General features: G+C 70.6%; 8 protein-coding genes. 3 read left to right on the top strand and 5 right to left on the bottom strand.

Annotated elements, in window-relative coordinates; translation table 11 throughout:
• Positions 1-24 precede the first annotated feature (24 nt).
• Positions 25-2,661 carry an ATP-binding protein gene (locus BLS74_RS06295; protein WP_093103825.1) on the top strand — a complete coding sequence of 879 codons (2,637 nt, stop codon included), beginning with the start codon at positions 25-27 and terminating at the stop codon, positions 2,659-2,661.
• Here the strand turns inward: BLS74_RS06295 and BLS74_RS06290 are convergent.
• Positions 2,624-6,388, bottom strand: coding sequence for an alpha/beta fold hydrolase (locus tag BLS74_RS06290; RefSeq protein ID WP_212733646.1), 3,765 nt, complete (start codon positions 6,386-6,388; stop codon positions 2,624-2,626). The genes BLS74_RS06295 and BLS74_RS06290 overlap by 38 nt on opposite strands.
• Before the next feature lie 2 nt (positions 6,389-6,390).
• Positions 6,391-7,941, bottom strand: a complete 1,551-nt coding sequence (locus BLS74_RS06285; RefSeq protein WP_093103822.1) for a metallophosphoesterase family protein — start codon at positions 7,939-7,941, stop codon at positions 6,391-6,393.
• Between the two features lie 216 nt (positions 7,942-8,157).
• Between BLS74_RS06285 and BLS74_RS06280 the strand changes: the two genes are divergently transcribed.
• Both BLS74_RS06280 and BLS74_RS06275 read left to right on the top strand, forming a co-directional pair.
• Positions 8,158-8,811: a GNAT family N-acetyltransferase gene (locus BLS74_RS06280; RefSeq protein WP_093103821.1), complete on the top strand. Its 654-nt coding sequence runs from the start codon at positions 8,158-8,160 to the stop codon at positions 8,809-8,811.
• Positions 8,812-8,876: 65 nt separating this feature from the next.
• On the top strand, positions 8,877-10,313 hold the full coding sequence (locus BLS74_RS06275) for a cytochrome P450 (protein WP_093103819.1): 1,437 nt from the start codon (positions 8,877-8,879) through the stop codon (positions 10,311-10,313).
• On the opposite strand, the gene BLS74_RS06270 is transcribed toward BLS74_RS06275, so the two are convergent.
• Genes BLS74_RS06270 through BLS74_RS06260 form a run of 3 tightly spaced genes read right to left on the bottom strand, consistent with a single transcriptional unit; the run spans position 10,296 to position 13,275 of the window.
• Positions 10,296-10,898: an SCO family protein gene (locus tag BLS74_RS06270; protein WP_093103818.1), complete on the bottom strand. Its 603-nt coding sequence runs from the start codon at positions 10,896-10,898 to the stop codon at positions 10,296-10,298. The genes BLS74_RS06275 and BLS74_RS06270 overlap by 18 nt on opposite strands.
• Positions 10,895-11,332, bottom strand: a complete 438-nt coding sequence (locus BLS74_RS06265; protein WP_244503780.1) for a hypothetical protein — start codon at positions 11,330-11,332, stop codon at positions 10,895-10,897. Before BLS74_RS06265 ends, BLS74_RS06270 begins: the two co-directional genes overlap by 4 nt.
• Before the next feature lie 32 nt (positions 11,333-11,364).
• A complete protein-coding gene (locus BLS74_RS06260; RefSeq protein ID WP_093103816.1) occupies positions 11,365-13,275 on the bottom strand; it encodes a galactose oxidase early set domain-containing protein in 1,911 nt (636 codons plus the stop codon).
• Positions 13,276-13,322: the final 47 nt, after the last annotated feature.

The following is a 13,322-nucleotide window of genomic DNA, read 5'->3' as shown; positions in this document are numbered from 1 at the left end:
TGTTCATACCGCTTTGAGGTCGCTTTGCTTCCGACTGATTCGATCTACCGCTTCGACAACATCGAATTGCGCCCTTCCACCCGGCAACTGCTGGTAGGGGGCCAGCCCGCCAACCTGGGGAGCCGCGCCTTCGATGTGCTTTCGGCCTTGATCGCGCACCGCGAGCGGATGCTGACCAAGAACGAGCTGCTCGAGATGGTGTGGCCGAACCTGGTGGTGGAGGAAAACAACCTCCAGGTGCATGTGAGCGCGCTGCGCAAGCTGCTGGGGCCCAAAGCCATCGTCACGATTCCGGGCCGCGGCTATCGCTTCGCCGCCGCGCTGGACGCCCTGCCCGCTTTGGCCGCGGTCGCCGCGGTTGCCGCGAGCGCCGGGGCGCCCGCATCGAGTCCCAGGGGCGCTCCCATGGCATCCGCCGCCAGGGCCCTGCGCTCGGACACCGGCAACCTGCCTGCCCTGCTGCCCCCTTTGCTGGGCCGGGATGCCGAGCTGGCGATGCTGCGCGAGCTGGTGCTGCAGCAGCATCGGCTGCTCAGCCTGCTGGGGCCGGGCGGCATCGGCAAGACCAGCCTGGCCCGCGCCGCCGCCCGCCAGGTGGCGCACGACTTCCGGGACGGCGCCTGGATGGTGGAACTGGCCTCCATCTCGGACCCGGCCGCGCTGCCCGGCGCGGTGGCGCTCGCCCTGAGCATCAACCTGCCCGGCCGGGCCGACGCGAGCGTCGAGCTGGCCGAACGCCTGCGCGGCCACGAACTGCTGGTGCTGGACAACTGCGAGCACCTGATCGAGCCCGTGGCTGCGCTCGTGGGCTACTTGCTCGAAGCCGTGCCCAAGCTGCATGTCCTGGTCACCAGCCAGGAGCCCTTGAAGCTGGCCACCGAGCGGCCGGTCCGGCTCGGCGCCCTGGCAGTGCCGGACCATGCCGTCCTGGCCGATGCGACGACGCATGGCGCGGTGGCCCTGTTCGTGGCCCGCGTCGGCGCCATGCAGCCGGGCTTCCGGCTCGACGAAGGCAATCTGGACGCGGTGGTGGACATCTGCCGCGAGCTCGACGGCCTGCCGCTGGCGCTGGAACTCGCCGCCGCGCGCGTGCCGCTCCTGGGCGTGCAGGGCGTGCGGCAGCACCTGGCCCAGCGCCTGCATGTGCTGAAGAGCGGCGTGCGCGATGCCCCCTCGCGCCATCGCACCCTGCGCACCACGCTCGATTGGAGCCATGCGCTGTTGAGCCCGGATGAGCAGAAGGTGTTCCGCCGGCTCGGCGTGTTCGTCGGCGGCTTCGGCCTCGAACTGGCGCAGCAGGTGGCGTCCGACGAGAGCATCGATGTCTGGGCCGTGCTGGACCATCTCGGCAACCTGGTCGACAAGTCGATCGTCGTGGTCGATGCCGGCCCGGTGCCGCGCTACCGCCTGCTGGAGACGGCCCGCGTCTACGCCCGCGAGCAGCTCGAGGCGGCCTCCGAATGGGACAGCCTGCGCCAATGGCATGCGCGCTGCATGCAGTCGGCGCTCGACCGGCGCGTGCGTGCCGGCCACCTGGGCGCCGAGACGGTGGACCAGTGGGTGCTGGCCTGCAGCCCCGAGATAGACAACCTGCGCAGCGCGATCGAATGGGCCTGCGGCCCCGGCGGCGATGCCGCGCTGGCGCTCGACCTGGTGAACATCGCCGCAGTGCTGATGTACCAGGCAGGCCGCTACCCCGAATGCCTGCGCTGGATGCTGATGGCCGAGCCCCTGATCGACGAGGCCACGCCGGCGCAGGTGGTGGCCGAGTTCAGCCTCGGCCTGGCGCTGGTCGGGCTGCACGGCGGCATCAGCGCGCAGCGGCGGATGCAACTGCTCGACCGGGCCTGCGACATCTTCGAGCGGCAGCCGCCGCACGGCCTGCTGGCCCTCACCCTGTGCTCGAACGCCTACGTGGCAGCCGTGAGCGGCGATTTCGACAGCGCCGAGCGCAGGCTGGTGCAATGCCGTGAGCTGGTCGAGCAACCCGGCTTGCGCCCCTTCAAGGGCACCTGGCTGTACTGCACGGGCATGGTGCGGCGCTACCAGGACCAGCCCGTCCAGGCGTTGTCTGCCTTCTCCCAGGCGCTGCCGCTGGTGCGGTCAGAGGGCAACGCGCGCACGCTGTTCCATGTGCTCAACAACCTGGCTGCCATGCATCACGAACTGGGGCATGTCGACGAGGCGGTGGCCCAGTTCCGCGGGCTCATCGACCATTTGCAGCGCTCGCCGCTGGCCGATGCGCAGATGATGGCCTTCGCGCTGAACTGGTACGCGCATGCGCTGACCGGCCAGGGCGCGCTCGAGGAGGCCCAGACCCAGGTGCTTCGAAGCCTGCCGCATTGCCGCCGTTCGGTCGGGCTGCGCCACTTCGCGGGCATGCTGGCGCTGCTGGCGGCGCGCCAGGGCCGGCTGCGCGAGGCTGCGCTGCTGATCGGCTGCGACGACGCCGCGCGCCAGCGGCGCGGCGAGCGGCGCTCGCCCAGCGACGACCGCGCGATGGCGGCCGCCCTGGCGCTCATCGGTGCCGCGCATCCGGCGGCCAGCATCGAGGCCTGGCGCCTCGAAGGGGCCGGGCTCGACGAGGACGACATCGTGGCGCTGGTGTCCGAACGGCACCTTCTCAACGCTGCCTCGGGTCCGCACGTTCGAGCTGCGTGATCAGGTAAGGGAAGACATCCCGCGCCGCATCGCGCCCGATGAACAGGTCCATGTGGGCGTAGCCGTCGAAGATGTGGCGCGTGTAGAGCGCCGGGTCGTTGAAGGCCGACAGCCAGCTCTGCGTGCGGATGCAGGTTTCCGGGAAGAAGAGCTGGTTGCCGGCGCCGGCCACGAAGCTGATCGGCAGCGCCAGCCGCGGCGCGTTCTCCGGCACGACGTAGACGTCGCGCCCCTCGCTGTCCACCGCCTTGGCCTGCTGCATCATCAGGCTGAGCTGCTCGAAGGGGCGCAGCGAGACGCAGCCGAACATTTCCGCCAGCGCCGTGTGGGTGGCGTTGTTCAGCTGCGCATGCGCATACGAGGGGCCGAAGATGGAGAACACGCGGCGGCACAACGGGTTCTTGCATTCCTCGCCGGCGGGAATGGGCACCTTCCAGGCGAGCGTGTCGATTTCGCGGTCCAGGTCGGTGGTGCCGGGCACGCTGTCGAAGCGGTCCTCCAGCGGTGCATAGCCTTCCAGCAGCCGGGCCAGGCCGAGATCGGCCTTGGCGTAGTTGAGCCAGTTCGTCACCGGATGCAGCGTCAGCTGCGAGGAGACGATCGACCGCACGCCGGTCATGCCGTCGAGCAAGGCCATCAGCAGGCTCATCGAACCGACGCAGTGCGCGATCGCCTGCAGATCCCGTGCGCCCGTGGCCTCCAGGATGAAGCGCACCGCGGCCGGCCAGTCGATGCGGGCGATGTCGTCGATGGTGAAGGGGGCGATCGGGCTGCCGGAATCGGGGCTGGCCCGGTAATCGAACAGCCACACGTCCCAGCCGCGCGCACAGAGCGCTTCCACCAGGTTCTGCTCCACCGTGTCGGTGGCGAAGGACGACGCCCGCACCGAGAAGCCCGGCGCCAGCACCACCGGCCCGCGCGCGCCGCCGGCATAGCGGGTGAGCTTGATCCGGAAGCCGTCGCCGACGTCCACGCTGTGCGGCACCGGCACCGGTGCGTGCAATGCGCGCCGCTGCAGCTGGCGGAGGTCGAGCGCCGGGAAGTTGTTCAGGTCCGCCAGCAGTCCGCCGTAGGCGCGGAACAGCGTCGTGGCGAAGAAGCCGCCGAACTTGGCCAGGTAGGCGGCGTTGATGGCGTCGCGCGCGGCCGGCACCTGCTGCTCCACCTCGCCCAGCAGGTTCGCGGGCGGCTCGAGCTTGATGGAGGAGGCCTGCCACAGGAGATCGTCGAGGTCGAGCGTCAGGATGCCCTGCGCGACCAGCGGGCTCTCGGCGCTTTCCACGTCGTGTACGCGCACGAACAGCGTGGTGGTGTCGGTCCAGGGTGAGGACCCGGGCCGCTGGTGCAGCAGCTTGTGGCCCTTGAAGCGCAGCCGCGAGTCGCCGCGCTGCAACATCATCTCGTAGGTCATGGTCCAGGTTTCCACGCGCTGCGCATCGGCCGGCAGCAGGTGGAACACGCCGCTCACGACCGGCATCGGCTCGTGCCACAGCGCCGGGCAGGTGACGGTGCCGGAGATGGTTGCGGCGTGGGTCGGATCCGAGACCATCGCGTGCAGGTCGTGGGTATGGATGGTCAGCTCGAAGCACATCGTCTGGTTGCGCACGCGGCCCCACGCGCAGGCGACTTCGTAGTCGTCGGCGATGCGGCGCGCCGCGTCGGGGCGCGCGACCACCGCCTCGGTGCTGATCCAGCCTTGCATGGTTTCGGTGAACTGGAAGCTCGGGCTGAGCAGCGCCGGATCCTTCTCGATGAGCTTCTTGATCGCGTACTTCGCCAGCTCGATGGCGCCTGTTTCGAGATTCCCGGCCACGCTCTGGAGCAGCGCTTCGGCGTCGTGCGCGATCGACGAGATCTCGCGCTCCAGGCGCTCCAGCAGGCCCGAAGGAGGCGCGGCTGGAGGCGAGGATGTGCTGCTGCGCGCCGGCAAGATCTGGCGTGGCTTCAGGCCGAGCTCGATCGCCCAGCCTCGCGCGTCGCACAGGTTCTGGCAGGCGCGCTCGGCCAGCGCGGTGATGGTCAGCAGCGGATTCACGCCTGCCGCGCCCGGCAGCACCGCGCCGTCGCAGACGTACAGGCCCTCGTGCACCGCCTCGCCGTCGTTGCCCGAGAACACCTGGCTCTGGTGATTGACCACGCCAGCGCGCGCGCTGTCGCCCATGCCGCAGCCGCCGAGCGGGTGCACGGTGATCAGCTTGCGGCCGAGCGATTCGGCCGACAGCGGGTTCGGGATGAACTGGCCCTGGACCGCGTCGTTGGCGGCCTTCAGCCACGCCTCGTCCCTGGCGATCGTGGGGCTGGCGCCGGCGTTCGGCCAGTCGATGCGCAGCCGGTCGTCCTCGAGGTGCAGGCGGCCGGCCGCCTCGTCCACGCTCATCACCAGGTAGGTCTGCGTGCGGGCCACCGCGCCGCTGTAGGCCAGTTGGGTCAGGCTGCCGGGGTCGCCCTGCACCGCCTCGCCCAGGGCCTGGGCATCGAGCAGGCGGGACTTGGCTTGCGTGGCGCCGTACGCGAACTCGCCGCCAAGCATGGCGTCGGCGAAGAACAGCGCCGGCGTCAGCAGCGGGGCCAGCGCGCCGGGGATCACGCCCTCCTCGATCACCAGCCCGTCGCCCACCTCGGGCGTCTGGCGCATGTCGATCACGCCAGTGATGCACGGCCCTGGCAGATCGGCCAGCGCGACCTCGTTGCGCCCCGTGCCCACGCCGTTGATCTTGCGCTGGACCGCCTGGCCCTCCGCATCGGTGCCGGACTGCCAGTAGCTGTTGTAGCCCAGGGCGAGCACATCGCCGTTGCCGGAGAAGCGCTGGCCGAGCCGGTCCGACAGTGGCAGTCCGTGCGCCTTGGAGCGCAGCAGGATCTCGGTCGAGCCCAGGGCGCCTGCGCCGAGCATCACCACATCGGCGCTGACGCTGCGCCGGCCAGCGGTCCCCTGCGCGGCCGGGCCGTCCGGACCCCGCAAGCCAACCTCGTCGAAGAACACGCGCCAGCGCGCGCCGTCGCGCTCGACGTGGCTGACCCGCGCGCCCGTGAAGATCTGCGCGCCGTGGCCGTGCGCGTCGGGCAGGTAGTTCATGCGCGTGGTGTTCTTCGCACCCACGTTGCAGCCGCTGGTGCAATCGCCGCACAGGTTGCAGCGCGGCTGCGTCACGCCGAACGGGTTCACCTGGTCGACGAAGTTCACCGCGATCGGCGGGCGCTTGAACGGCTTCTTCATCGCCGCGGCCGATTTCTGCAGCGCCAGCAGCTTGTTCAGCGGCGGGAAGTCTTCCGAATCCTCGGGATAGGGCGAGGGGTCGAGCATCTGCCGGGCCCGTGCGATGTAGGGATCGAGCAGCTTCGGGTCGCGGCGGAACTCGGCCGGCCAGGGCGTGGCGTCGAACAGGCGCGGATCGATCTCCAGCGCGACGTTGGCATTGATCAGCGAGGTGCCGCCCAGGCCGCAGCCCACCATCGCCAGCATGTCGTCGTTCAGGTGCAGGTTGTACAGGCCGTCGGGCGCGCCGAGCTTGCCGCGCGCACCGTCGATCTGCATGTCGGCCTGCGCGGTGGCGATGTCGTTCGGGAACTGGCCGGGCAGGATCTCGCGGCCGCGCTCCAGCACGCAGACCGTCTGGCCGGCACGCGCGAGGCGCGAAGCCGCCACGCCGGCGCCATAGCCGGAACCCACCACGACCACCGTGTAGTGCGAGGCGATCTCGTCGAGTGAGCGGGAAATGGGCTTCATCGTCATGCGTTCGCCTTTGCCATCGTCTTTGCCCGGGCCTCCATCTCTGCCCGTGCGTCCGCAATCACCGCGACCGAGGCGGTGAAGAATTCGTCGAGCAGCAGCGTGGCGCGGCTCTGCGTGGCCTGTTGCGCGTTGCGCGAGAACGCCCCCCAGGCCGGTGCCGTGCGTTCGATGCCGGCGGCCAGCGCCGCCAGCATCGGGTTGTCGCGGTCGCGGAAACCGCCGATGCCGCGTGCGTGCACGGGGGGCATGCGCCCGTTCACCGGATCGTTGAACAGGCGCAGCGACGCGACGTTCAGCGCATCGTCGATGAACATGGCCGAGGCGCCCTGCGTGGTGGTCATGGTGGGCTGGTCCATCACCCAGCCGCCGGTGTTGAAGATGCCGACCGGCCGGTCGAAGCCGGCCACCGGCAGCTCGTCCTCGAAAGGCTTGTGGCTGTGGCCGAAGACGAAGCTGAAATCCAGCTCCGACGGCTTGAGCCCGGCCTGCTCGAGCTGCAGCTTCACCGGCCCCGACAGGTACCAGCGCAGGTCCGCCACGTCGTCGGCGCTCATCACTTCGGCATAGCCGTCGCGCTGCGACTCGGCGCCCCGGCCCAGCGTGGCGTCGAGCGTGCCGAGCACGAGCTGGCTGACCGTGATGCCCTGGAACACGTCCATGCTCCCGCTCATGCCGAAGTTCTGGTCGAGCTTGGCCACCAGCAGGGCGGCCAGCCGTTGCGAGAAGTCGTGCGATGCGGCGGCATCGCGCATTACCTCGTAGAGCTTGCCGGCGCCGGCCCCGGTCATGCCGGAACTGCCGAGGTCGGACCACATGAAGTCGACCCAGGCGCCGTTCTGGCCCTCCAGGTCCGAGACCGTCACGGTGCCGGGGTTGCGTCCCGCGCTCCGGCCCGGAGCCTGCGCATTCAGGATCGTCATCACCCGGTACATCGGGTCGATGTAGTGCCCGTGGTGCAGCACGACGCAGCGGCGGCGCGACGCATCGAGCAGGCCGAGATTCGGGTAGGCGATGTCCACCCGCGCGTCGGCCAGGCCGGGGCAGCCGGCCACGAGCCGCGTCAGCATCGACGACGCGATCCGGGCGGCACCGGCCACGTCTCCCGCTACAGCGTCCTCGAACAGCGCGGTGTGCTTGATCAGGTCGTCCTCGATGCGGCCCTGCTGCAGCGCGTCCTGGAACTGCTGGTCCTGTGCGATGCGCCAGAGATGGTGGTCGTGGTTGCCGGGCACGTACAGCACGCGCGGGGCGAACACCGGACGGCCGCCGTCCTGCATCACCGTCTCCACGAAGCACCGGAAGGCCGCCGCCACGTCGCCCATCGGCGACAGGCCCATGTCGAGCACGTCGCCCAGCAGGATCAGTGTCGGGGGCGGGCCGTCCATGGTGGACAGCAGCTGGCGCAAGGCGCTGCCGAAGGCGACCTGGGTGTCGCTGGGGCGGCCGGGATCGGGCCGTCCCTGCGCGTCGGCGTAGGTCAGGGTGCTGTAGGCGGCGCCGAGGTGAAGGTCGGAGAGGCAGACATAGCGCGGTGCATTCAAGGCCATGGTTCGTGGGCGGATCGGTGGACCCGGCCGGGTCCGTGCCGAGACTGTCGCCGAAGGCGGCCGCGGCGTCATGAATTCGGCCCTTAAGCGTTCTGAATTCGGGAGGCCGGCGGCCGCCTGAAGCGGGCTTCAGCACGCTTCAGTACTACTTAAGGACTGGAAGGGCGCGGCGCGAGAAGCTTGGCACTCCTTTTCACCAGCCAACGGAATAGCCCCATGCTCAAGCTGAACACCACCCCGGCCGCAGCCATCGCCGCGACGCGGCGTGCCGTGGGACTGCCTCGGCACGTGCGGCTGCGCAACGGCGTACCGGCCCAGATCCGTTCCCTGCGCTCCGACGACGCGAAGCGCTTCGGCGGCTTCATCGCCAGGCTGTCGGCCGCGTCGCGCTGCGAGCGCTTCGGCCGCGGCTTCGGTGCCTGCTCGCCGGCCATGCTGCTGGATCTGGTCAACGTGGACGGCGTTCGCCATGCCGGCTTCGTCGCCACGCTGAGGCTGGACCACGACGAGGAGGTGATCGGGGAGGCGCGCTACGACGTCGGCGCGGACGGCGACTGCGCGGAGCTGACGCTTGTCGTGGCCGACTTCTGGCAGGGCCAGGGGCTGGCCGAGCAATTGCTCGATCGCCTGCTCGAAGCGGCGCGCGATGCCGGCCTGCACCGGCTTGTCGGCGAGGTGCCGTCTTCCAACCGCCGGATGATCCGCTTCATGCAGCGCATGGGCTTCGTCGCGTGCGCCCAGGGCGCCGATCGGCCGGTGCTGCGCATGGAACGTGGCGTGGCCGCGCGGCTGCAGCAGGCGCCCGCGCCGCGGCCCGTGGACGTGCTGCGGCGCTGGCTGAACAACCAGCTCTTCCAGTTCGGCTTCTGAGTGGCCTCCCGTGGGTCGAGATAAGATGCCGCGCTTTTAGCGCGCCGGCGCACGAAGGGACCGACATGGCGATCACCACCGATGGACCGCGTGCGGATGCACCTCTGCGGCGTATTCGCGAGCTGCCGGGGCCGCGCGGCCTGCCTCTGCTGGGCAATGCCCTCCAGATCGAGCGCGAACGCCTGCACCAGAAGGTCGAGCAGTGGGCGCGCGAGTACGGCGAGATCTACCGGTTCCGCATCGCCTCCCGCGAGTTCGTCGTCATCTCCAACCCGGGGACGGTCGCCGCGGTGCTGCGCGACCGGCCCGACGGATTCCAGCGCGGCGCAAAGCTCAACGCGGCGGCTCGCTCGCTGGGCTTCAATGGCCTGTTCACCATCAACGGCGACGAATGGAGGCGGCACCGGCCCATGGTGCTGCGCGGCCTGGACCCGACCCACATCAAGGCCTTCCATCCGACGCTGGTGAAGGTCACGCAGCGCTTCGAGGGCCGCTGGCGCCGGGCCGCGGAGGCCGGACAGCCGATCGACCTGCAGGCGGACCTGATGCGCTACACCGTCGACGTGACCGCGGGCCTGGCCTTCGGCACGGACATCAACACGTTGGAGTCGGACGAGGAGGTGATCCAGCAGCACCTGGACAAGCTGCTGCCCGCGCTGGCCAAGCGCGTGCTGTCGCCGCTGCCGCGCTGGCTGACGCGGCGCGACCGGGCGGTGGAAGCGGATCTGGCGGCGGTGCACGGCGCCGTGAACGGCTTCATCGCCGCCGCGAGGCAACGGCTCGCCGACGAGCCTGAACTGCGCGAGCACCCCCGCAACCTTATCGAAGCCATGGTCGCCGAGCGCGACCGGCCCGGCTCCGAGCTGACCGACGAGGACGTTTCCGGCAACATGCTGACCATGCTGCTGGCCGGCGAGGACACGACGGCCAACACGCTGGCGTGGATGGTCTGGCTGCTGCATCGCCATCCCGAGGCCGCGCAACGGGCCGCCGAGGAAGTGCGCAGCGTGATCGGCGAGGGATCGCATCCCACCCACGAGCAGCTGGGCCAGCTCGATTTCGTGGAAGCCTGCGCGCACGAGACGATGCGGCTCAAGCCGGTCGCCCCGCTCCTCATCCAGGAGGCCGTGCGCGATACCGTGGTGGACGGTGTGGCAGTGCCTGCCGGCACGCCGGTAATGTGCCTGATGCGCCCCGGGGCCGTGAATGCCGCGCATTTCTCCGATCCCGAGGCGTTCCGGCCGGAACGCTGGCTCGCCGGGGATGGCCCGGGCCGGGCCGCGGGCTCAGCCAAGCGGGTCGCCATGCCTTTCGGCGCCGGGCCGCGCACCTGTCCCGGCCGCTACCTCGCGCTGTCGGAGATGAAGATGGTGGCCGCCATGCTGCTCGGCGCGTTCGAGATCGCGGACGTATCAACCGCCGACGGCATGGAAGTGCAGGAGCGGCTGGCGTTCACGATGTCGCCCGTAGGCCTGAGGCTGCGGCTACGCAACGCGCCGTAGCGCGGCCATGACCTCGGCCGCCGGCGGCAGCTCGCTGGTACGCCAGACCAGCCGAGCGTGGCGATCGAACAGATAAACCTGGCCGGTATGGCGGTCGCCCGCGGCCGCGCCCCCCTTGAACAGCGAGAGCATCGGGTCGAGCGCCTCGGGGGCAGGCGCCGCCGCGCTCCATGTGGGCCTGGCGCCGAAGCGCCGCAGCCAGGCGCTCAGGGCGGCGGGGTCGTCGGCCAGCGGGTCGATGCTCAGCGACAGCAGGCGCGCCGCCGCATCGCGCTCGGCCAGCAACGCGGCCTGCAGCGCCGAGAACAAGGCGCCCTGGATCGGGCAGACCGTGCTGCAGCCGGTGAACATCAATTGAACGGCGGTCGGGGCGCCGCGCAGCTGCGCCGCGAGCGTCGGCGCGGCGCCGTCGTGACGCCGCAGCGGCAAGGCCGGCGCCGCCACGGCCGGCATCACCGGGCCGACGCCGGCGTTGGCACGGGCGGCCGGCGGCACCCCCAGCCACGCCAGCGCACCGGCGGCAAGCAGGCGCCGGCGCCCGGGGGATGCAACCCGGGATGGGACGAGGGGGCGATGCGCGTTCATTCGGGGAGGCCCTGCGTCAGGTAGTCCCACAAGGCCGCGCACTGGCCATCGTCGGCATCGAAGCGCGGCATGGCTCGGGGCAACACGATGTGGGCCGGGTCGACGCCGGTGCGCAGCGTGCGGCAGAAGGACGCCTGCTCGTACGCGACGGGCGGGCCGCCCCGGCGCGGGCGGGCTTCGCGCAGCTGGCGCCGGTCCAGCGGCGGCGCGAAATTGGAGGCCGCGGCGGTGGACTTGCCAGGGCCGGCGTGGCACTGGGTGCAGCGCGTCGCCGCGACCGGCAGCGGCGCGCTGTGGCCGGACAGCGTGCCGGCGAGCGGCTCGGTGCCGTCGAACAGGCGCGCGCCGCGCGCCACCGAGGCCGGCACGGCGGGTTCGCGCCACCCGCGCCACGCCAGGCCCGCGGCCAGTGCGGTTGCGAGCGCCAGCGCCATCGGGAGCCTCAGCTTGCGAAGCGCGCCGGCCACTAGCGGATGTTGATGGTGCGCGCCACGCTGGGCACGCCGCTGCCGTCCAGCGCGAACAGCATGTAGTTGCCCGGCAGCACCACGCCGCGATCGGCCGGAATGCCCAGCTGGTAGTTGCCTGCCGTGCCCGTGAAGGAGAGCGGGATGCGACGCTGGTCGGTGTTGACCGAGTGAGTGGCCGACGCCATGCGCACCAATGCAAAGCTGGCCGCCGCGCGGTCGGTGGCCACGGCGATCTGGCTGCCCCATGTGGCGGTGGCCGGCGCGGCCGTGATGGCCGGGCGGGGTGCGGGCGTTCCGTCGGGCGCCAGCAGGTAGGGTGGCGTGTAGATCTCCGCGTCCGGGTGGTCGGCAGGGCAAGCGCACAGCCCGCCGCCGCCCGCCAGCACGCGTCCGTCCAGCAGCAGCAATGCCACGCTGTGGTAGTTGCGCGGTCTCTGCATCGGCGGCAGGGTGATGAAGCTCTCGAGCACCGGGCTCCACAGCTCGGTAGCCAGCACGCTGAAGGAGTCGGAGAAGGTCACGGGCTGCGTCTGGCCGCCGATCACAAGCACCTCGCCGTTGGGCAGCACCACGCTGTTGACGAAGGTGCGGCCATAGGCCATGGGCGAGACCTTGCGCACCGTGGGTGGGTTCGGCGCGCCCGCATTGATGTCGATGATGTAGGCGGTCTTGAAGGCGTTGCCGCTGTCGTGGTTCGGCGCGCCGCCGAGCTTGAGGATCTTGCCGATGTCGTACATCACGGCGCTGGCGGTCATGGCGTAGGGGTCGTCGCTGCGCGGGCCGGCCTGCAGGATGGCACCGCTACCGCGCGTGTCGATCCAGTGCATCGCGGCGGCGGGACCGGCGTGGAACACCCAGCCGCCGGCGGCGCCGAACAGCCACATGTGGTTGTCGCCTCGGTAGACGCCGGCCGCGTCCGGGCCGGCCAGCGGCGGGTTGGAGACATTGCTCGCGTCCGGCATGTTGGCCGGTACGCCGGACAGCGTGCGCCAGGTGCTGGTGCTGGCCGACCACACCTCGCCATACTTGCCGCCCAGTCCGCCGTTCCATGAACCGCCGACCGTGAATACGGAGCCGTCGGACATCGTGGTGCTGGACTGGTAGGCACGTGCGATCCCGAGTTGCGCACCCGTCACCCAGCCGCCCAGCGCCGGGTCGTAGATCGAGGTCTTCACCGCATCGCTGCCGCCGGTGACCAGCACGCTGCCGTCGGCCAGCATGCTGAGGCCGGGGCAGAACATCTGGTGGCCCGTGGCCGTGACCGTCAGGGGGCTCGACGATCGCGTGGCGGGGTCGAACACCGAGGTGTAGGTGTAGGCCTCGTTGCTGCTCGTGCTGAAGCTGGTGGGCGAGCGGGCGGCCCACAGCAGCAGCTTGCCGTCCGGCAGGTTGGCGGCCGAGGCGGGCACGAGCGGCAGCGCGATCGGATCGGACCAGGGCTTGACGGCAGCGGTGGACTGCGCCGCGGTGTACCCGGCTGCCGTGAAGCTGTACTCGTTGGATGGCAGCCACTTTCCCTTGAATCGGGAGCGCAGCCGGACCACGAGTCCCGCGCCGTCCGTGGGCAGGTTTGTCACCGTCAGCGTGGTCGCGCTGGTCACGGTGTCGACCACCGGTGTCGCCGAGGAGGTCGACTGGATCGCGAAGCCGTACTGGTTGGCGCCGGTGTTGGTCCAGACGAAGGTCGCGCTGCGGCTGGCGAACTTGGTGCCGGGGGGCGGACTGGTCAGGATCGCAGGCTCTCCGCCCGGCGCCGGCCTGTTGCTCGATGCGGACACGTCCGCGAGCGCCGCGTTGGCGCCCTGCGCTCTGCCGCCGCCTCCGTCGTCACCGCCGCACCAAGCCAGGAACACCAGGGACGCATAAGCAAGGCCGCGCAAGGCGCGCGCCGATGGAACGCTGGTCATCGTTCCTCCTTTTTTTGATCTTCATCCGACGGGTGCCAGCTTAGTCC

This window comes from Variovorax sp. CF079 (assembly GCF_900101545.1).
In the GTDB taxonomy this organism is placed as follows: Bacteria; Pseudomonadota; Gammaproteobacteria; order Burkholderiales; family Burkholderiaceae_C; genus Variovorax.
The sequence above is the reverse complement of the archived record's forward strand: the minus strand, read 5'-3'. Positions and strand labels throughout refer to the sequence as shown.